Source organism: Pseudomonas sp. E1MeOHC2 (genome assembly GCF_058745025.1).
The window spans coordinates 3,044,271-3,064,514 of the sequence record NZ_CP196675.1 but is presented as its reverse complement, the minus strand read 5'-3'; the positions used below and the strand labels follow the sequence as shown (position 1 = coordinate 3,064,514).

Here is a 20,244-nt window from a genome sequence, read left to right as displayed (position 1 = left end):
TGCTGGCCCTGTCATCGGCAGCCGACTTGCCGGCGGTAGGCCTCATTCCATCTGATAGGTCAGGCTAAGCGTCAAGCGTGGCCCCCGGCTCATGCTATCCAGGGCAACATCCGCCAAAGGCTTCGCCACCTCTACAGCACCATTGAAGTAGCGCCCATCCCCCAGGCGTAGCCCAAGCGCGACTGACGTCATCCGCGCATCCTCGACCCTGCCTGCGTTGTACCAGGCGCGGGCAGCATCGAGTACCGCATAGGGCTGCACTACCTTCAGCCAGTTGCCGTTGTGCCGAACGCTGTAGTTGAACTCATACGCCACACCCCAGCCCTTGTCCCCCGCCGCCTGGTCCCGAGGATAACCGCGGCCGAAGCTCTGCCCGCCGAACACCGCCCGCTCGCTGTCGGGCAGTTTGTCGTCACTCCAGAACAGGGCACCCGACACTACCCCCTGCCAACCGTCGAACAGCTGATCACTCTGTAACCCCGCCAGGCGCAGACGCAAAAAATCGAGGTCATAGTCCACGTCGCTGCGCGCCCCCAGGTAATCCAGGCCTTGATAGACCCCGGCACTGACGATACGCAAGCGGTGAGCGTCAGCCTTGCGCCAATTGCCCTCGAAGGACAGCGCGCGGACATAACTGTCGTACTCGTGTGCCCGCAAAAGCCCCGCCGGCCGATCTTCGATATGCTCGCTGACCGCATAGAAACGCCCCGCCACCGTCATCCACTCATCCGCCTTGACGATCAGCGGCTGGCCAAGGCCAACCGAGTAACGCTCGCTTTCACGCTTCTGCGTGAGATCGCTGCCGTCATCCAAGCGAATACGGGTGCCCGGCGTACTGCGATAGCGCGAAGCAGAGACCAGCAACTGGCTGCCTTCGGCATCCAGGTACTGGCTGTAATCCAGTCGTTGGTAATGGGCCTGATCATCCCCGGGAGGTAGCAACAGGCTTGCCGTAAATTGTTCGCCATAGCGGGTCTGGGCATTGCTGAAGAGGGTAAACAGTGCCTGGGCGTCCTCACGGCTGCCATCGTTCACAGTCAAACCGGCAGCAAACGGCGTACGCCGAGCATGCACCCTCAGGCGTGCGGCGCCCTCAGGCGACTGCGCCGCTGTCAATTCGGCGTCCATTGCCACGCCCGGGATACGTTCGGCAAGGCCGATGTAGCGATCGAGCGTTTCCTGGGTCAACGGGCGTTCGGCCGGAAGCCGCTGCAACAACTGCTCCAGGTAAGCGCGGGCCGGGCCGATGTCGCCTTCGAGCCGGTAGCCCTGGATATAGCCCTCTACCAGCACCACATGGACACGGCCGTCGGCAAAATCCTGCGGCGGCAGGTAAGCGTAGGACAACAGGTAACCGTCCTGCCGGTAGCGCTGGGTGAGGCGCTCGGTGAACGCTTGCAACTCACCCGGTGTTGTTTCGCGCCCGATCAACGGCTGGAAGTGTTCGCGCAGCTCACTCAAAGGGAACACCGTCCCACCCTCGAAGCGCACCTTGCGCAACACCAGCCTGGAATCCATGGGCGCCCAGCCAACAGTACGGGCAGTTGGCAGCGCCAGCCGCAGGCTGGGGGTGACGGGGCGGTAGGCGTCTACTGGCAGGTTGACGGCGGGCAGGCGACGCTCGTTTTCATGGCTGTCGAGAAAGCCCGGTAACGGCTCTGCCTGGGCCAAGAGGGCCCAAGGCAGCAATAACAGGGGCACGACCAGAGGACGCATAGGACGCTCCATGATCCCTTGGGTACCGGGGCGCCGGCCGGTCACACCCGTCTTTTGCAAAGCGTAGGTGCTGGCCCGGCAATCGTCGAACGGCTACTCGCTGACCTGAAATACCACCCGCGCGGTCTCGCCACTTTCGTCCAGCGCGCTGAGTTCGATCTGCCCGGCGCGTTCGAAGCGCACCAGCAGGCTGTCCTGGCCCTGGGTTTCGCCCAACGGCTGGCCATTGAGGAACCACCAGCGTCGGCCGCCGCCACCGAGGGCCGACACGTACACCTGCAATGGCTCGCTGCTGGTTGCCGGTCGGCGCAGGTTGTCACCCGGGCGCACACCAACGATCGACAGCGGCGGCGCACTGGCGGGCGCCTGCGGTGGGCAGGCCGGGTCCACTGCCGGCAGCCGTGCCGCACGCCGCTCGATACGCGGCAGCCAAGGCTCCAGCGGGGCTGGCCAGAGGGCGATGTCGCGCACCTTGGCCCCAGGGCAACTGCCATCGACGCGCAGCCCTTGAGCATTGACCCAGACGCGCTCGCGCAAACCCATCCCGAGCGGTTGGTCGGCCGCCTGCAAGGTCGGCGGCGTGGTGCCGTCGAGGGTCCAGGCAAAACGCTGGCGGCGGCAGTTGGGGTCTTGCCGGTTCATCGGCTGGCCCAGCGGCCAGCAAATGGCTGCCACGCCGATGGTATCGGGCACCCGCTCGACCGGCACGCTGATACCGCGCTGGGCATCGCGGTTGCTCAACAGGTCATGCACCTGAAGCATCAAGGGGGCCGCAGAGGCCAGGCCGAACTGCCCAGGTACGGGCGTGCCGTCGGGGCGGCCGATCCATACACCGATCAGGTAGCGCGGGCCAACGCCAATCGACCAGGCGTCACGAAAGCCGTAGCTGGTACCGGTTTTCCAGGCCAGTTGCGGGCGCTGCACCAGTTCGGCATGCGGGTCACGGTCCGGGCGCGCTTGGCCGCTGAGAATACGCCGGATAATCCACGCCGCCCCTGGCGACAGCAGGCGTCGCTCCACCAGCGGGTCCTGGGGCTGCAGGCGGATGCGTGCACTGTTGCCGGCCCGGGCCAGCGCCGCATAGCCGCCGACCAGTTCTTCCAGGCGGCTGCCCGCGCCACCGAGGATCAGCGAAAGGTTAGGCTCGGCCAAGGGCGGTAGCATCAGCGGCATACCGGCCATGCGCAGCTGCGCCGCAAAGCGCTTCGGGCCATAGGCTTCAAGCAGTTGAACCGCTGGCAAGTTGAGCGACAGGGCCAACGCCGAACTGGCCGACACCGGCCCGCTGAAGCCCATGGAGAAGTTGCCCGGCCGATAGTCGCCGTAACGCCTGGGCACATCCTGCAGCAGCGATTCGGAGTGGATAAGCCCGTCGTCCAAAGCCATGCCGTAGAGGAACGGTTTGAGCGTCGAACCGGGCGAACGCAACGAACGCACCATGTCGACATGGCCGAAGCGTCGCTCATCGGCCAGGTCGATCGAGCCCAGGTAGGCGCGCACTGCCATGGTCTGCGCATCCACCACCAGAATCGCCGCCGACGTGCGCTCCGGCAGCCGTGCGCGCCAGCCCAGCAACAGGTCTTCGAGGCGCCGTTGCAAGGCGGCGTCGAGCGTGGTGCGAATCAGCGGTGGGCTATCGGCCGTATTCAGCCGCCGCGCCAGCAATGGCGCCAGGGCCGGCTCCTGGCGCGGTGCCAGCAGCAAGGGTTCTTCGGCGGCCTCCTTGAGTTGTTGGGTTGGCCACACCTGGTATTCGCCCAGACGTTGCAGCACCTTGTCGCGGGCGCGCTGGGCACGTTCGGGGTGGCGGTCCGGGCGCAAGCGGCTGGGTGCCTGGGGCAGCACCGCAAGCAGTGCCGCTTCGGACGGCGTCAGGTGTTTGGGCGACTTGCCCAGATACGCCCAGCTGGCAGCCGCCACGCCCTGCAGGGTGCCGCCAAAGGGCGCGCGGTCGAGGTAGATCTGCAGGATTTCGCGCTTCGACAGGTGCCACTCCAGCTGTGCCGTGCGCCATAGCTGGCGCAGTTTGCCGGCCAGCGTCCGGTCATGCGGATCGAGCAGGCGCGCCACCTGCATCGACAGCGTACTGCCGCCCGACACCACGCGCCCACCGCGCAGGTTCAGCCAGGCAGCGCGAGCCAGAGCCAGCGGGTTGACCCCTGGATGGCGATAGAACCAACGGTCCTCGTAGGTCAGCAATGCTTGCAGGTACAGCGGCGAAACCTCATCCGGGCTGACCGGATAGCGCCACACGCCCTCGGCGTCGGCAAAGCGCCACAACGGCGTGCCATCTTCGGCCAGCACCACCCGCGCCAGGTCGTCGCCTGGCAGGGGCAACGGCCAGATCCGGTCGGCCAGCCACAACAGGCCAACAGCCAGCACCAGGGTGATGACCCCGCCACGTAGAATCCTGCCCGCGCGCGTGCGCGGCCGCGCTAAGCTTGGCATCGGGAACCGACTTGGCCAACTGATGGCCAAAGGCTTGGGAACGGCAACCTCGCCGGTGTGTTGATCAGGAAGCAACTATGCATGTAGAAGATTTTTTCGGGTGGCTGGGCCACGCACTCGGTTCGTTGATCCGCTTTATCGTTGACGCATTGAGCGGGCTGTTCAACCTGCTGGCCAATGCCGGGGGCAATTTCATCGATGGCTTGGCGCGCACGCTGGGCATGGACACCTCGCTGGTCAGCATCCTCGCCCTGGTCGTCGGCTTGATGCTGCTGTACTCGGCCATCCGCGCCTTCATGCGCGCTTCGATCATTCTCGGGATCATCTGGTTGGTGCTGGGGTTGTGGGTGATGAGCTGGGTGATTCACTGAGGGCATCGCCGCATCGTGCTATGGGTGCGTGTGTGTGCTTGCGTCGCGAAAGGGCTGCTACGCAGCCCTTTCCGACCGGTCCGGCGCCCCGGCAAGGCCGCTCCTACACGCGCGCCCGAGAACACATTAGCAATGCCGCGACGGCAGTGGCTCAGCGGGCTTTGACAGTCATCTCGCCTTGCCCATCGCCCACTGCCTGCAGGTTCGGCCTATACATCGACTCGACCTGCGGCGGTGGCACACGGTAGGTGCCCGGCGTCACTGCCCGTGCCAGGTACAGCAGGTGCGTGGTGCCATAGCCATCCAGTTTGAGCGCGGCCACATACCGGTCATCACGGTACTCCTGGTGCACCACGCTGGCATTTTGCATCGACTCACGCCACGCCTTCACCGCGCTGCTGGCGTTGTCCAGGCTGGCCGCACTCTGTGCCAGGTTCTGGTTTTCCAGCTCAAGGCCGGCTGGCAGCAGATCAACCACCAGCGCATCCGGCACACGCGCTTCGGCCTTGAGGGCCAAGTGCACCAGCACCAGATCGCCGCTGCGCAGGTTGTGCAGGTCCAGCGGCTGGCCGTTCATGCCCAGGTATTCACGACGAATTTCCATGCCATTGCCGCCAGCCGAGGGAGCCTGGCGTGGATAACCAGAAAGCGTCAGCTGCTGGTAGAGCGTTTCGCTGCCTTCGTTCTTCACAGTCAAGGGCGACGCCAGCAGCGGGCCTTCAAGCTTCAGGCCCGTTTCGGCATTGTTGAATTCGCGGATCTCGCCTGCGCTGTCCAGGCGCGCCTGCCACTTGCCTTCCGGCTTGCCGAGCAAACCACGGCCAGCGAGGAACAGCGCGTTGCGCTCTTGGGTCGAAAGCCAACGGTTGGCCGCCAACTCGTCAGACAGCGCAAACAGGCGTTGGTCAACCTGGTTACCGGCCAGGTTGCTCTCCTGCAACAGCGCCAAAATCAATGCCTGGTCACGCAGCGTGCTGCCGTAGTCGGCCATCCAGCCTTTGCTGCGGCCAACACCCAGCCCAGCTTGCAAGGCCTGCTCGGCGCGTGGTTTGTCACCCATCTTCTCCAGCGCCACCGCCAATTGCACCAGCGGCAAGCCGGAGCGGGCATCGGCACGGCGCTCGAACAGCCCGCGCAATGCGCCCAACGGCGCCTGCTGGCTGCGCGACAATACCAGGGCGGCATAAGCCTGCACGGCGAAGCGGGTATGGTCGGCGTTCTCGCTGTAGTCGACCTCGATCAGGTTACGTTCCTGCAGGTAGCGCAGCAGGCGTTCATTGGCCTTCTTCAGCGCCTCGGCCGGCACGCCGTAGCCCTGGTCACGGGCGCGCAGCAGGAAGTCGGTGACATAGGCGGTCAGCCAGTACTCCTCTTCGCTGTCCGAACTCCACAGGCCGAAGCTGCCGTTGTAGCGCTGCATGCCCAGCAGGTGCTCGATGCCCATCTCGATCTTGCGTTTGCGCACGTCGGCCGGCTCGCCCTTGATCCCCAAACGCTTGAGGCTTTCGGCATCGGCGTACAGCGACGGGTAAAGGCCGCTGGTGGTCTGCTCCAGGCAGCCATAGGGGTAGGCTTCGAGGGCGCGAATCTGTTCGGCCAGGTTCAGCGGCGGTCGGCTCGACAAAACCAGGCTGGCTTCAAGGCCCGCCGGTTCGAAGGCCGCCAGGTCAGCGTCGGGCAACGACCAGGGCTGGTCCTTCAAGGCAACCCGGTAGTGCTTGAGCATCGCGGGATAAGCCGGGCGCACACCCAAAGTCCACTCTCGCTCGAAGGCAGTGGCCGGCTCGTTTGGCAGTTGCAGGCCATTGACCCGCACGCGCACCTTACCCTGCCCCAGGCCGCCCTGGGCCTGCACCGGAATCATCAGCGTGCGGCGCTGGCCCTCATCCAGCGCGACGCTTTGTACCGCGCTCGCGGCAAGGCTCAACTGGCCTTCGGTGCTGATTTCGACATTCAGTTGCTGGGCACGGCCCGACAGGTTGGCCAGGTCCAGCGCCAGGCTGGTGCGGTCACCACCGGCGAGGAAGCGCGGCGCCGAAAGCTCGGCGATCAGCGGTGCAGCCACCACGGTCTTGCCCTCGGCCATGCCGAAGTGATCCTCGGTCCAGGCCTGCGCCATCAGCCGCAGTTCACCGTTGAAGTCGGGGATATCGACAGTGGCCTGCCCTTCGCCCTTCTCATCCAGGGTCACCGGCAGGCTCTGCTGAGCGACGATGGTCACCGTGGTGTTGGGGCGCTTGCCCCCCTTGGCCATGGCCGCGTCACCACCAAATGCCAGGCTGGCCAGGCGGCCCTGGCCGGCCTCGATCAACTGGCCGTAGATGTCCAGTTGATCGGCGCCATAGGCTTTGCGGCCGAACAGGCTGGCGAACGGATCGGGGGTTTTGAAATCGGTGATGTTGAGGATGCCCACATCAACCGCAGACAACAGCACATGCACCTGCTGCCCCGCAGCCGCTGCGCTGCCATCGGCATTGGCCACCTTGAACTTCACCGTCAACGGCTGCTTGGGCCGCATTTTCTCCGGCGCCTGCAAGCTGACCGCCAGCTTGCGCTCGGCACGGTCCAGCGGCAGGTGCAGCACGCCCACCGCGCGTTTCGGTGTGGCATTGGCCTTGCGCTCACCGGGGCGGATCACCAGGGCACTGATATACAAATCGTGGCGTGCCCACTTTTTGTCCAGTTGCACGTCGAAGGTCTTGCCTTCGGCCGGCACCTCGATTTCTTGCCACCACAGGGGGCCATCACTGGATTCGATCATCAGGTAGCCATTGCCGGCGGCAGGCGGTGTCACCGTGACCTTGGCCGACGCACCATCGGCGTAGGACGGTTTGTCCAGGGCCAGCTTGACCTGGTCCGGGCGCACCGCGCCGCCTTCGGCGTTGTCCTGGGCGCGGTAGCCGGCCCAGAAGCGCTCGCTGGAGACCAGGCCGGTTTCTGGGTCTTCGACCTCGACCCGGTAAGGGCCCCACTCGACCTGGAACGACAACTTGGCCGTCGAGCCGGCCTTGACACTGACGGTCTCCTCGTTCTGGGTGAGGAATTTCTCGTTGTAGTTGTAGCTCCAGCCGTCGCTCTGCGAGTAGTTCCAGTAGTAGTCACGGCGCTCGCGGATCAACCGCACCTTGAGGTCGTTGGCTGCCAGCTTCTTGCCGTCACGGTCGGCCACCAGGAACTCGAATTCCACGGGGCCGTCACTGTCGGTTTCCTCACCCTCGAACAGGCCGCGCAGGCCCGGCAAGCGCTCGGCAGGCCAGATCGGCTGTTCCAGACGACGGGTGATCGGCCGGCCGCCAGACTCCTGCAGGCTCGCCTGCACGGTCAGTTGCAGCGGCGAGCGGGCTTCGGCCCAGCGGCTTTCGATATCGACCACCGCCTTGCCGGCCTGGTCGAGGGTGACTTCGTCCAGCTCCAGGTCCTGGTTCAGTTCAGTTTCGGTGACCGAGCCGAACTGGTAGCCCGGCAGCGCCGGCACCGCTTCGCGCAGCGGGCGCACGTAGGCTTGGCCACTCAGGCGGTTACCCGCAGCGGGCGCGCCGTAGAGGTAGCGGCCATTGACCTGGATGTGGGCGTCCTGATCTGGCGCAAGCGGCGTGCTGCTGCCTTTGAGCTCCAGCGCCAGACGCTCGGGGAGGAAGTCTTCGACCAGAAACTCGTAGACCTGCTTGCGCCCGCCCCCCAGGTCGAGCAGCAATTGCCAGCGACCGGTCGGTGCTTCGCTGGCCAGTTGCAGCTGGTACTGATACAGGCCACTGCCATCCGCCTCCCAGACGAACTTGCGACTGACCTGCTCATCGGGGCGACGCACTTCCACGCTGACCGGCTGAGCCTTGACCGGCTTGCCATCTTGATCGCGCAACAGGCCGTTGAGCAGCACCGTCTCGCCCGGACGATACAGGTCGCGGGGGCCGAAGATGAACAACTGCAAAGGGTTGGATTGAGGGCCGGTGATATCGAATTCGGCCAGGTCCAGGGCGGCGGTGTTCAGGCGCAGCAATGTGGTGTGCACGCCTTGCGTGGCAATCAGGGTATCGGCCTTGGGCGTGATCGGCAGTTGCGCGTGGCCGTCGCCATCCGTCTTGGCCTGGGCCAGCAGCTTGCCCTTCTCGTCATGCACCTCAAGGTTGACGTCCTTGATCGCCTTGCCCCCTTCCAAGGCCTGGGCGAACACGTCGAGGCGGTCGCGGTAACGGTGCGCAGAGACGCCAATGTCGCTGAGGCTGAACAAGGTCGCCGGCTGCGAGTAGTCGTAGGTACCCGAGGCACGCATCACCGCCAGGTACACGCCCGGTGCCTGCAGCGGCTTGATCCCGGCGATCGGCAGCAGCACGGTCTCGCGGGTGTTGCGCGCAGGGTTGAGGTCGAAGCGGCCGCTGTAGACCAGCTCGGCCATGTCCAGGGTTTCCTTGGACTGGTAGTAGTACAGGCTGCTGTTGCGTCCCCAGTTGACCAGGAACGTCGAAAGCATCTCGGGCTTCACGCGGAAGAACTCGACATCGACCTTGTCGACGTTGAGCGCGATCACCGGCAGGCCTTCGGCCAGGCGTGTGGGCAGCAGCGAGCCACGGCTGGCGAAGCCGATGGTCGGCTGCATGTCGCGGGTTTCCAGGCGGGTCACTGATTCGCTGTCCAGCTGCTTGCCATTGACTGCCAGCAGGCCTTTATCGACGGTCAGTACCAGCTTGCGCTGTGGCTCCAGGTGGCGCAGGCGCAGTTCCATCTGGTTGTCGGAGAGTTCCCAGGCGCCATCGAGCTTACCTTTGACGGTGTCGACCAAGTGCACTTTGGTGGCGAAGTCCTGCTTCGCATCCAGCGGTGCGGAGAAGCTGATCGACAGCGCACTGGCGCCATCGAGCTGCACTTCCGAGACATCCAGCACCGTGAGCTCACGGCCCTCGTAGCGCTTGGCGAGCGCAGCCGGGTCTTCGCGCTTGGGCGCGGGGGCTTCGGCGAGCGCGGTGGCAGCGGGTTTCTCGGCCGGCGCCGGCTTATCCGGCGTGGAAGAGTCACAGGCACTGAGCAAAGCCAGCGCGCAGGCCAGCAACAATCCTTTGTTGAACATGGAGTAGGAACTCTTTGGCAGCGTGTACGTGAGGGCAGCAACTATAGCGCAAGGTCAGGTGCAGCACCCGGCGTTGCGCGTCAGGTGAGACCATGGTCGCGCGAATTGGTTGCCTGGCCGTTACACTGTGGCCCTTCAGGAAAGCGGCCCCAGATCCCCAGGACCACCAATGACCTCACTGACTGCCGACTGGCGCCATCGCCCCACCCACCACAAGGTCTGGGCGCTGGCCGCGCCGATGATCCTGTCCAATATCTCCGTGCCGCTCGTGGCGCTGGTCGATAGCACCGTCATCGGCCACCTCCCCCACGCCCACCAGTTGGGTGCCGTGGCCGTGGGCGCCACGTTGTTCACCTTCATGGTCGGCCTGATGGGCTTCCTGCGCATGGGTTCCACCGGCTTCGCCGCCCAGGCTGCCGGCCGTGGCGACGGTGCGGCGTTGCGCCAAGTGCTGGTGCAAGGGCTGCTGCTGGCGGTCGGCTTCGCCGTGTTGATTGGCCTGCTGGCCCTGCCGTTCAGCCAGCTTGCACTTCATGCGATGCAACCCAGCGCAGCCCTGCAGCAATCCACCGAAGACTTCTTCCACACCCGCCTGCTTGGCCTGCCCGCAGCACTGGCCAGCTACGCACTGGTTGGCTGGTTTCTGGGCACCCAGAACGCGCGGGCACCGTTGGCCATTCTGCTGACAACCAACCTGCTGAACATCGTCTTGAACCTATGGTTCGTCCTGGGCCTGGATTGGGGGGTATTGGGTTCGGCGCGGGCATCGGTGATTGCCGAGTGGAGTGCCGCCCTGCTGGGCCTGGCCCTGACCCGCCCGGCCCTGCGGGCCTACCCGGGGCATGTCGTGTGGGTGGCACTCAAACGCTGGCAGGCCTGGCGGCCGCTGCTGGCGGTCAACCGCGATATCTTCCTGCGTAGCCTGGCGCTACAACTGGTGTTCCTGTTGATTACAGTGCAGGGCGCGCGTCTGGGCGAGTCCACCGTGGCGGCCAACGCCCTGCTACTCAACGGCCTGCTGCTGACCGCCTACGCCCTCGACGGGCTGGCGCATGCGGTGGAGGCACTGTGCGGCCATGCCATTGGCGCCCGTGATCGCGACACCCTGCGCCGCTCGCTGGTGGTCGCCTGTGGCTGGTCGCTGATCACCAGCCTGGGGTTTGCCGGGTTGTTCCTGCTGGGTGGGCACTTGTTCATTGACTTGCAGACCGACATCGACAGTGTGCGGGCGGCGGCCTATCCGTATTTGCCCTACCTGGCGGTGTTGCCGTTGATTGCGGTGTGGAGTTACCTGCTGGACGGGTTGTTCATCGGCGCGACGCGGGCACGGGAGATGCGCAATGCGATGTTGGTGTCGGTGCTGATTGCACTGCCGGTGGCGGTGGGCATGAGCGGGTTCGGCAACCATGGCCTGTGGTTGGCGTTTCTCGGGTTCATGGGGTTGCGGGCGGTGACGTTGGGGTGGGTGGGATGGAAGTTAAAAGATCAGTGGATCAGCGGGCAAGGAAACACAATATGAAAAAGATGTTTGGTTGACTGTTTCCAAGCCTCAGGCCGATAAATGCAGCACCCAAGGAGGGGGGCTTATCTTAACTGCCTACGAGCAAGGAGCCATCCTGTACCCTCCACCCGCGCCATCAGGTATATCTGTTCTAAGCAACATGCATGCTGCAAGCCGAGAGCGTAACTACTTCAAGAATGGCGGCAGTGCTTTCCTAGTGTCATGGTTCTATTCAAAGGTTAGAAATCGAGGCGAATGGGACTACAAGCAACAGGGAAGAGAGTACGAGGCCTTAGGTAACTTCAACTATGGAGCAACTGGAACTGCTGCGGGTCTTTCCGAAGCGTTCCTATTGCGGGGTGCCGGATGGGCACAAAGCCGAGCGGGCACCAGTAACTCATCCTTTGGATCATGGTGGGGTGAGTCTCCTTACGGTGATGATCCTGAAGACCAGGAATGGATCAGGAAAGGTATCGAATATGCCAAGTCACACGGCTACTAGGTGGCTGATAGGAGGGTTGTTTGTACTCACCCTTGGGCAAGCCCTATGGATTTTCTCCGCAGGCTCAACTCCAGCACTGACCAAGATCGTATCGGTAACGCCAATTAGCAAACACAGTGCCGTTTATGAAGTGCTCAGCGATGCTGGCGGTGCAACGGTGCCGATGACCTACCTGTACTTTGTAGCTGAAAAAAAACAGCCAGATGATCGGGCATTGCAGAGCCTTCGGACGCTTACGCCCTTCCTCGTCACTCGACAATCGGGAGCAGTGAAATACGTTGAGGGTTTGAGAATATCGGCTCGCACAGAGGAACAGGTCTACAGCTATTCGAGTACCACAGCCCTCAGAGAAAATGGCGCAGTCTTGCCTGTTACAGTCGAGCTCACCGCAACGGCTCGACAAAAGTAAAAACTAAAAGGGGCCGCATAACGGCCCCTTTGATTCTCAGGAGGACAGATAGGAAGAACGCGTCAGCCCAAGGCGCAGCGCATCCAGGAACTGAGTCCGCTCACGCGCAGTGATCTTGGCGCTGGCCACCTTGTCACGGTAGTGGGTCATCAACTCCTCCGGCGACAAGTGCACGTAACGCAGCATGTCTTCGATGGTGTCGTGGGTCTCGATACCGGCGTGGTACACGCTGCCATCGGCGTTCTGGTAGATGTTCACCGAGTCGGTGTCACCGAACAGGTTGTGCATGTCACCCAGGATTTCCTGGTAGGCACCGACCAGGAACACACCCAGCAGGTAGTCCTCGCCTTCCTTCAGCGCATGCACCGGCATGCTGGTCTCGATGCTCTGCTCGTCGACGTACTGGTTGATCTTGCCGTCAGAGTCGCAGGTCAGGTCCTGCAGTACCGCGCGGCGCATCGGCTCTTCGTCCAGACGGTGCAGCGGGATGATCGGCAGCACCTGGCCGATGGCCCAGGTATCCGGCAGGCTCTGGAACACCGAGAAGTTGCAGATGTACTTGTCGGCCAGCTTGTCGTTGAGCTCGTCCAGCACCTGGCGGTGCGAACGCTGGCGCGCCTTCAGCGAGTTGTGCAGGCGACGGCACACGGCGAAATAGCACTGCTCGGCCAGGGCCTTCTCGGCCAGGCTGATCTTGCCATCGGCGTACTGCGCGGCCACGTCACCCATGTAGTGGGTGGCGCGCCAGTAGGTCTCGGTGACCATCTCGATGTCGGTCGGGCCAAGCAGGTCGGCCAGCCACTGCACGGTCTGGGGCAGGCTTTCCTTGTTTTCAATGGTCGGTACGTCGTCGTTGTGTTTCTCGACGTCGGTCACCTGGATCACCAGCATGGCATGGTGCGCGGTCAGCGAACGGCCACTCTCGGAGAAGATGTGCGGGTGCGGCAGGCCCTGCGCGTCGCAGAACTCCTTGAGCATGCCCACCACTACGCCGGCATAGTCATCCATGTCGTAGTTGATCGAGCTGGCATTGCGCGAGTGGGTGCCGTCGTAGTCCACACCCAGGCCACCACCGACGTCGATGTGATCGACCGGCAGGCCCAACGCACGCAGCTCGCCGTAGTAACGGATGGCTTCCTTGAAGCCGTGCTGGTAGTCGGCCAGGTTGGCGATCTGCGAGCCCATGTGGAAGTGCAGCAGGCGGATACCCTGGTCAAGGCCTGCATCGCGGAAGCGCTGCACCACCGAAATAAGCTGCGCGGCAGACAACCCGAACTTGGACTTCTCACCACCGGTGTCGGCCCACTTGCTCGACGCCAGCGACGACAGGCGCACGCGCAAGCCAACCTGCGGCTTGACCTTGAGTTCGGCGGCCTCGTCGATCACCAGGGCGACCTCGGATTCCTTCTCGATGACGATGAACACGTTGTGGCCCAGCTTCTGGCCCATCAGCGCCAGGCGGATGAACTCCCGGTCCTTGTAACCGTTGCAGACGATGGTGCCGCCCTTCGGCGCCAGCGCCAGCACTGCCAGCAGCTCGGGCTTGGAACCGGCCTCCAGGCCAATCGAGACGTTCTGGGTGGCGATGATGTTTTCCACCACCGCTTCCTGCTGGTTGACCTTGATCGGGTACAGCGCGGTGTACTGGCTCTGGTACTCAAGACGCGCGATGTTGGCGTCGAAGGCTCCGGTCAGCTGGCGCACGCGGTCTTGCAGAATGTCGGGGAAGCGCACCAGCAGCGGCAGCGACAACCCGCTCTGGCGCAGTTCGTCGACCTGTTCGAACAGGTCGATCGGCGCGCTCTGGGGGCCGTTAGGGCGCACTTCGACGCGCCCGGCTTCATTGATGGCGAAATAACCAGCGCCCCAATGGCGGATGCCGTAAACACTGCGGCTGTCGGCCACGGTCCATTGGCTACCATCGTCTTTGCGTGTGCGTCGTACGGACATTCAAGTCCCCTATAAATAAGTCCAAGACACTGCCCCAACAAAAGGGCCGGCGCAGTGTAGAAGCTGAAAATGACGATTCGTCCAGTTCAGGGGTAGACCCTTCCAACAGGAACGAGTTTAGAAAGCACTGGGCAAAAATTCGCGCACTGGCCTCAGCCGCCGGACTTTTTAGCCTTGAAACCCTGTTTGGTCAGCTCGTCGATCAACAGCTCGACATGGTCGCCCTGAATCTCGATAACCCCGTCCTTCAAGGCGCCACCGGTACCGCAGCGGCGCTTGAGCGTTGTGGCCAGCTCCTTGAGCTGATCGAGGGGCAGCGGCACGCCGGTGACAGTGGTCACGGTCTTGCCACCGCGGCCTTTGCTTTCACGGCGCACACGGGCAATGCCATCGCCTTGCGGGATGATTTGCTGCTTGCAGATGCAGGCATCCACCGGCTGGCTACAGTCAGGGCAGTGCCGACCGGCATCGGTGGAGAACACGAGACCGCCAAGGGCGGAAAAGGAAGAAGCTTTCTTGGCCACTTTTGTTCCTCTGTGCTGAGGACAAAAACTGGTCGGCGGGAGCCGACCGCGAAGCCCCACTCTGGCAGGGGCGGCGCTACTGCCGCAAGATGCTGCGACAGCCCGAAAAGGGCGCGCAGTGTAACGATAAATCAGGGGATTGCTAAGTACTGGAATGCGCCATTTTGCGAATGTTTTGCGACCCTTCGCGGGCAAGCCCGCTCCTACAGGTACTGCACCGTTCTTAAAGACTCCGGTAAACCTGTGCCCGCGAATAGGCTGCAACGCCGTGCAACTAGGACAAGCTGGCTTTGTACCGCTGCAACGCCGCCAGTGAGTCCGGGCAATACGGCTTGCCCAGGCTTTCTTCCTCCGCCTGCTCCAGGCTGATGAACCGCGCCTCGCTCACCTCTTCCGGCTGCAAGCGCAACGGCGCATCGGACACCGCCGAATACACCGCACACCACAAGCGGTTGTCGGGTTGGTCGAAGTAGAAGCGTTCATGAAAGCGCAGCTCGACGCCGTCGATCCCCAGTTCCTCGGCCAACTCACGCGCAGCCGATTCGGCATACCCCTCGCCCGCCGTCACCATGCCGCCCGCCGCCACATCCCAAAAGCCTGGGTACAGCGCCTTGCTCAAGGTACGCCGGTGCACGCACAACTCACCGGCGCTGTTGAACAGCAGGATGAACGTGCAGCGGCCAATCAGGCCGCGCTCGCGCAGGTCTGCCCTGGGCAGGGCGCCAAGGACCTGGTCGGCCTCATCGACCCAGGCGACCAGCTCACGGTCGGAAGCCGCCCGGTGGGCGGCCTCCTTGGTGCTGATGGCCACGATCAGCCCTGCGACAGCAGCTGACGCAGGTCGATGACCGCAGCGTTGGCCCGGGAGATGTAGTTGGCCATGACCAGCGAGTGGTTAGCCCACATGCCGAAGCCGCTGCCGTTGAGCACCATCGGGCTCCACAGCGCTTCCTGCGAGGCTTCCAGCTCACGGATGATCTGGCGCACGCTCACCGTGGCGTTCTTCTTGGCCAGTACGTCGGCGAAGTCCACCTCGATGGCCCGCAGCAGGTGCGACAGCGCCCAGGCCTGGCCACGGGCTTCGTAGAACACGTTGTCGATCTGCAGCCATGGGGTTTCGACCAGTTCCTCGTCAACCTGCGGCGCCTGGCCAGGCTGTACCGACTCGGTCTTGAGGGTCGTGTTGAGCTTGACCCGGCCAACGCTGGCCGACAGGCGCTGAGACAGCGAACCCAGACGGGTAGCCACATCGCCCAGCCAGTTGTTCAGGTTGTCGGCGCGGGTGTAGAAGATCGCGCCCTTGTCGCCTGCGGCAAGGCGTGTCTGGTAGCGGTTAAGCGACTTGATGCCTTCCTCGAATTCCGACTCGCTCGACGGCAGGATCCAGCTTTTGTTGTCAAAGTTGAAGCGCGGTTCGGCCTTGGCCAGGTCGGCGTCTTCAGTGGACTGCGACTGCGAGCGGGCGAAGTCCTTGCGCAGTGCGCGGGACAGGTCGCGGACCTGAACCAGCACGCCGTATTCCCAGCTCGGCATGTTGTCCATCCACAGCCCCGGCGGGAAGCGGTCGTTGGAAATGTAGCCACCTGGCTTGTCCAGCAAGGTACCGGCGACAGTCTTGAGGGTTTCGATGGTGGTGTAGCCAACTACCATCTGCTGGCCGTTACGCTCGGCCGCGGCCTGGGCGTTCTGCTGCACCGGGAACAGCTCCGGCTCCTGGCTCCAGTACCAGCCCAGGCCGATGCAGACCAGCAGGTACAGACCGATCAGGGTACCCAGGGCACGGCTCCAGAGGCCGCCAAGGTAGCTACGGGCGGCGGCGCCACGGCCATCAACACGCTCGCGGGGTTCGGCTTTGGCCTCGCGGTTTTTCCAGTCCAGCATGGCATTGTCCTTAATCAGTCTCGACGGTTCAGGGGCTTGGACCACAGGCGTGCGCCAGGGTGCCACGGCAAGCCCGCGTCGCAGCACTATAAAGCAGACATGGCCGTACGCATAAGCGACCAAGCAGTCAGTAACTGAATATTCGTTCTAAACCCTTTGTTGACTGAGGGCACTCACCCAAAGGAAAAGAGCTGCTAGCATAGAGCCATCATCGAACCTGCATACCCCCCCACCCATAAGTAGCCAGGACATGAGCGAAGCAGTCGATCCGAGCCAGCAGAGCCCCGCCCAGCACCTGTCGCGTACCGGCCTGCGCAAGGATGACCAGCTCAACCAGGTGCCGTTGCCGCCCCTGCGCAAGCCGGTGTACATCCTGCTGCAGGACCATGAGCGCGCCCAGCGTCTGGCCCAGCAGCTGGAGTTTTTCGGCCTCGGCGTACAGGCCCTGTTCAGTGCCGATGCGTTTCGCGCATCGCTCGCTGAATGCCCGCCATCGGCCATCGTCATGGACGTCGACTTCACCGGCGCCGGCCAGGGCCTGCTTTTGGCCGCCCAAGCTCAGCAACGTGTGCAGCAGCCGATTCCGCTGCTGTTCTTTAGCCATCACGAAACCGACACCCCCACCCGGCTTGCCGCCGTGCGTGCTGGCGGCAAGGAGTTCCTGACCGGCACTCTAGAGGCGTCCAGCCTGCTGGAGAAGGTCGAACTGCTGACCAACGCGACCCCGCACGACCCGCTGCGGGTGCTGATCATCGACGACTCGCGCACCCAGGCGCTGCACACTGAGCGGGTGCTCAGCAGCGCAGGCATGATCACCCGCAGCCTGACCGACCCGATCGGCACCATGGCGGAACTGGCCGACTTCCAGCCCGACCTGATCATCCTCGACCTGTACATGCCCGCCTGCACCGGCCCGGAGCTGGCCAAGGTGATCCGCCACAACGACCGCTACGTCAGTGTGCCGATCATCTACCTGTCGGCCGAGGACGACCTGGACAAGCAACTCGATGCCATGAGCGAAGGCGGTGATGATTTCCTGACCAAGCCGTTTCGTTCGCGCCACCTGATCACCACCGTGCGCAACCGCGCCGCCCGCGCCCGCCACCTCAAGGCACGCATGGTGCGTGACAGCCTCACCGGGCTGTACAACCACACTCATATTCTGCAACTGCTCGAAGATTGCAGCTTCCGCGCCCGGCGCGAGCAGCAGCCGTTGAGCTTCGCCATGCTCGATATCGACCGCTTCAAGCAAATCAACGACCGCCATGGCCACCCCATGGGCGACCGGGTGATCAAGAGCCTGGCATTGTTCCTCAAGCAACGGCTGCGCAAGACCGACTTCATCGGCCGTTATGGCGGCGAAGAGTTTGCCATCGTCATGCCTAATACCGCACTGGACGCTGCGCACAAGGTGCTGGACGAAATCCGCCGGCGTTTTGCCGAGATCCTTTATCCGGCGCAGCCGCGTGACCTGAACTGCACGTTCAGTGCCGGCGTGGTGCAGCTGGACGACGAACTGGATGCACTGACCATGGCCAGCGCAGCGGACGAGGCGTTGTACCGGGCCAAGCACGCGGGGCGTAACTGCGTGGTGCGCGTGGAGCCCTAGGCAGGCAAAGTGCCATCTTTTTTTTGACGCCAGGACACAGACGTCATCACTGCGTAACAAAACCGCAATAACTTCAGGCGCTTACCTCGCCCCCTCCCCGCAGGAAGTTCGCGGCTATGCGCCTGAAGTGGCTGACCAATTTCAACACCCTGTTGCTGGTGACTGTCTGTATCGCCCTCGGCGTGACCTTGTGGTGGTCACAGCGTGCCCTGGAGCGCCCCTATCAGATGATGGAGCGCTACCTGGGCCTGTCCCAGCAGTTCCAGAACCAGGCGGCGCGCAACATTCAGGCCTATTTGGCCAGCGGTGATGCCTTGCGCCATGCCGCCGCCATGGAGGCCAACCAACAGTTGCAGGCGGCATTGGCCGAATGGCCCGACGCGCTGGCCAACAAACTGCGCCCCAGCCTCGACAGCCTGCAGGCCTTTACCGCCGAAGAACTGCTGGCGGCCGGCAAGTTGGCCGGCGACCCGCAAGCACTGCTGTTGCAGGCCGAGCGCGAACTGGGGGCCAACTTCGAACAACTGGCCGGTTACGCCCGCGACAGCGGCAGTGCCGAGGCCAACCGTTACCTGGTGCCCTTGCTTGATGCCAGCGTGCACCTGGGGCGCCTGTCGCTGGCCCGCGACAAGCTGGTCAGCAGCGGCCGCCCGGAACTGGCCGACGAAGTGGAGCGCGAGCTGCAACTGATCCGCACCCAAGCTCAGGCCCTCGACAGCTTGCCGTTGTTGGGCATTACCCGTGCGGCCGAGTCCAATGCCGACGATTTCGCCGCCATGATGGGCCTTCAAACCCAGGCCAGCGAGCAGCAGGAAGACATCGCCGTGGGCCTGAAGCGCGAACTGCAGAGCCTGCTCAATCGCTACCCGGCCGAACTGCAACGCACCCGCGAGCAGATCGAGCGCCGCGCCGCCCTGGCCGCCAGCACTGGCCAGCGCCTCGACGCGGTGCAACAGGCCATCGCCGGGCTGGAGCCGGAAGTCCGTGGCGAGCACGCCAACATTGCCGCCGAAGTGCGTATCAGCCAAGGCCTGATGATCGGCCTGATCCTGCTGATCGCCCTGCTCATCGACACCCTGCAAAGGCGCTTGGCGCGCACCTTGACCAGCCTGGCCCCGGCCCTGTCGCACTGGGCCGAGGGCGACTTCGCCGCCCCCATCAGCCTGGGCAAGACCAACCGCGAGCTGCACGACATCCAGGCATCGCTCAACCGCCTGCGCCAGTACCTGGTGGAGCTGGTCGGCACCCTGCGCCACAATGCCGAGCAAGTGGCTGGCAGCAGCCACGCCCTGGCCGGCATGAGCGCCGCCCTGCACGACGGTGCCGAGCGCCAGGCCGGCGACACCGGGCAGATCCGCGACGCGCTGGGTGAGTTGGAAGCGACCATTCAGCAAGTGGCCGGCGATGCCAGCGCGGCCGCCGACGCCAGCCGCGATGCAGGGCGGGCGGTGGAACACGGCCAGGCGGTGATCGGCCAGAGCTTGTCGGGTTTGCGTGAGCTGGTCGACGAGGTGCAGGGCAATGCCCGCATGATCGAACAGCTGGCTGAAGAGTCCGCCACCATTGGCGGTGTGTTGACGGTGATCCGCTCGATTGCCGAGCAGACCAACCTGCTGGCCCTCAACGCCGCGATCGAGGCCGCCCGCGCGGGCGAGATGGGCCGTGGCTTCGCCGTGGTGGCTGATGAGGTGCGCTCGCTGGCACAGCGCACTACGGGCGCGACCGGCGAGATCCAGGCGCTGATCGACCGTTTGCAACAAGCGGCTAGAGGCTCGGTGGCGGGCATGCGGGCCCAACTCGAACATGCCGAAGCCACCGCCAACCAGGCCCAGGCTGCAGATGGCGCGCTGGATGAAATCGTCCGCGCCATTCGGACCATTGCCGATACCGCCGTGCGAATTGCCGATGTCACGGCGCAACAGAGCGGCGCGGTGAGCGAGATTCGCGACCACAGTGAACGGATTCATGCGTTGGGCGAGGACAACTTGCAGCGCATTGGCGAGGGGCGTGAGCAAGGGGAGCAATTGCTGAACCTGGGCAGCGAGCTGAGTACGGCTGTGCGGGCGTTCAGGGTTTGATTGTTTGCCTGTGCCGGCCCTTTCGCGGGGCAAGCCCGCTCCCACAGGATCTTCTCTGCGTTCGAGGTTGGCGGTAAACCTGTGGGAGCGGGCTTGCCCCGCGAAAGGGCCAGTACAGGCGAATCAGCCATCGGCCATGTGTCGCCCTCCCAGACGCCACACGCCAAACCAAGACCAACTCCGCTATCATGCC

General features: G+C 63.9%; 12 protein-coding genes. 5 read left to right on the top strand and 7 right to left on the bottom strand.

The annotated features are described in order from the left end of the window. Positions 1-42: 42 nt before the first annotated feature. The gene (locus ACSSU5_RS13700; RefSeq protein ID WP_492559105.1) at positions 43-1,716 is read right to left on the bottom strand and encodes a ShlB/FhaC/HecB family hemolysin secretion/activation protein; all 1,674 of its coding nucleotides are present in this window, start codon (positions 1,714-1,716) and stop codon (positions 43-45) included. A gap of 93 nt (positions 1,717-1,809) precedes the next feature. Further along, positions 1,810-4,164: a peptidoglycan glycosyltransferase PbpC gene (gene pbpC / locus ACSSU5_RS13695; RefSeq protein ID WP_264310441.1), complete on the bottom strand. Its 2,355-nt coding sequence runs from the start codon at positions 4,162-4,164 to the stop codon at positions 1,810-1,812. 77 nt (positions 4,165-4,241) lie between these two features. Here pbpC and ACSSU5_RS13690 point away from each other — a divergent pair, with 77 nt between their 5' ends. After that, positions 4,242-4,535 (top strand): hypothetical protein, encoded by a 294-nt coding sequence (locus ACSSU5_RS13690; protein ID WP_027594960.1) that lies wholly within the window; start codon positions 4,242-4,244, stop codon positions 4,533-4,535. A 151-nt stretch (positions 4,536-4,686) separates the two neighbouring features. On the opposite strand, the gene ACSSU5_RS13685 is transcribed toward ACSSU5_RS13690, so the two are convergent. Beyond that, entirely contained in the window at positions 4,687-9,597 is a 4,911-nt protein-coding gene (locus ACSSU5_RS13685; protein WP_492559104.1) for an alpha-2-macroglobulin family protein, read from the bottom strand. A gap of 169 nt (positions 9,598-9,766) precedes the next feature. Between ACSSU5_RS13685 and ACSSU5_RS13680 the strand changes: the two genes are divergently transcribed. Both ACSSU5_RS13680 and ACSSU5_RS13675 read left to right on the top strand, forming a co-directional pair. After that, a complete protein-coding gene (locus ACSSU5_RS13680; protein WP_492559103.1) occupies positions 9,767-11,116 on the top strand; it encodes an MATE family efflux transporter in 1,350 nt (449 codons plus the stop codon). Between the two features lie 142 nt (positions 11,117-11,258). Beyond that, on the top strand, positions 11,259-11,600 hold the full coding sequence (locus tag ACSSU5_RS13675) for a polymorphic toxin type 44 domain-containing protein (RefSeq protein ID WP_492561318.1): 342 nt from the start codon (positions 11,259-11,261) through the stop codon (positions 11,598-11,600). Positions 11,601-12,045: 445 nt separating this feature from the next. On the opposite strand, the gene speA is transcribed toward ACSSU5_RS13675, so the two are convergent. From speA to ACSSU5_RS13655, 4 genes are all read right to left on the bottom strand, one after another. Further along, positions 12,046-13,959, bottom strand: a complete 1,914-nt coding sequence (gene speA / locus ACSSU5_RS13670; protein WP_264310445.1) for an arginine decarboxylase — start codon at positions 13,957-13,959, stop codon at positions 12,046-12,048. Positions 13,960-14,111: 152 nt separating this feature from the next. Next, a complete protein-coding gene (locus ACSSU5_RS13665) occupies positions 14,112-14,483 on the bottom strand; it encodes a translation initiation factor Sui1 (protein ID WP_492559102.1) in 372 nt (123 codons plus the stop codon). 274 nt (positions 14,484-14,757) lie between these two features. After that, the gene (locus tag ACSSU5_RS13660; RefSeq protein ID WP_264310447.1) at positions 14,758-15,294 is read right to left on the bottom strand and encodes an NUDIX hydrolase; all 537 of its coding nucleotides are present in this window, start codon (positions 15,292-15,294) and stop codon (positions 14,758-14,760) included. 2 nt (positions 15,295-15,296) lie between these two features. Continuing rightward, positions 15,297-16,364 (bottom strand): DUF2333 family protein, encoded by a 1,068-nt coding sequence (locus ACSSU5_RS13655; protein ID WP_264310448.1) that lies wholly within the window; start codon positions 16,362-16,364, stop codon positions 15,297-15,299. 250 nt (positions 16,365-16,614) lie between these two features. Between ACSSU5_RS13655 and ACSSU5_RS13650 the strand changes: the two genes are divergently transcribed. After that, a complete protein-coding gene (locus tag ACSSU5_RS13650) occupies positions 16,615-17,973 on the top strand; it encodes a diguanylate cyclase (protein WP_492559101.1) in 1,359 nt (452 codons plus the stop codon). A 116-nt stretch (positions 17,974-18,089) separates the two neighbouring features. Continuing rightward, positions 18,090-20,051, top strand: a complete 1,962-nt coding sequence (locus ACSSU5_RS13645; RefSeq protein WP_492559100.1) for a methyl-accepting chemotaxis protein — start codon at positions 18,090-18,092, stop codon at positions 20,049-20,051. Positions 20,052-20,244: the final 193 nt, after the last annotated feature.

Excerpts from the sequence above, each read along its gene's own strand:
- ACSSU5_RS13650 (WP_492559101.1), top strand. The coding sequence starts at position 16,615 with ATGAGCGAAGCAGTCGATCCGAGCCAGCAGAGCCCCGCCCAGCACCTG.
- ACSSU5_RS13685 (WP_492559104.1), bottom strand. The coding sequence starts at position 9,597 with ATGTTCAACAAAGGATTGTTGCTGGCCTGCGCGCTGGCTTTGCTCAGT.
- ACSSU5_RS13690 (WP_027594960.1), top strand. The coding sequence starts at position 4,242 with ATGCATGTAGAAGATTTTTTCGGGTGGCTGGGCCACGCACTCGGTTCG.
- pbpC (WP_264310441.1), bottom strand. The coding sequence starts at position 4,164 with ATGCCAAGCTTAGCGCGGCCGCGCACGCGCGCGGGCAGGATTCTACGT.
- ACSSU5_RS13675 (WP_492561318.1), top strand. The coding sequence starts at position 11,259 with ATGCATGCTGCAAGCCGAGAGCGTAACTACTTCAAGAATGGCGGCAGT.
- ACSSU5_RS13655 (WP_264310448.1), bottom strand. The coding sequence starts at position 16,364 with ATGCTGGACTGGAAAAACCGCGAGGCCAAAGCCGAACCCCGCGAGCGT.
- speA (WP_264310445.1), bottom strand. The coding sequence starts at position 13,959 with ATGTCCGTACGACGCACACGCAAAGACGATGGTAGCCAATGGACCGTG.
- ACSSU5_RS13680 (WP_492559103.1), top strand. The coding sequence starts at position 9,767 with ATGACCTCACTGACTGCCGACTGGCGCCATCGCCCCACCCACCACAAG.
- ACSSU5_RS13645 (WP_492559100.1), top strand. The coding sequence starts at position 18,090 with ATGCGCCTGAAGTGGCTGACCAATTTCAACACCCTGTTGCTGGTGACT.
- ACSSU5_RS13700 (WP_492559105.1), bottom strand. The coding sequence starts at position 1,716 with ATGCGTCCTCTGGTCGTGCCCCTGTTATTGCTGCCTTGGGCCCTCTTG.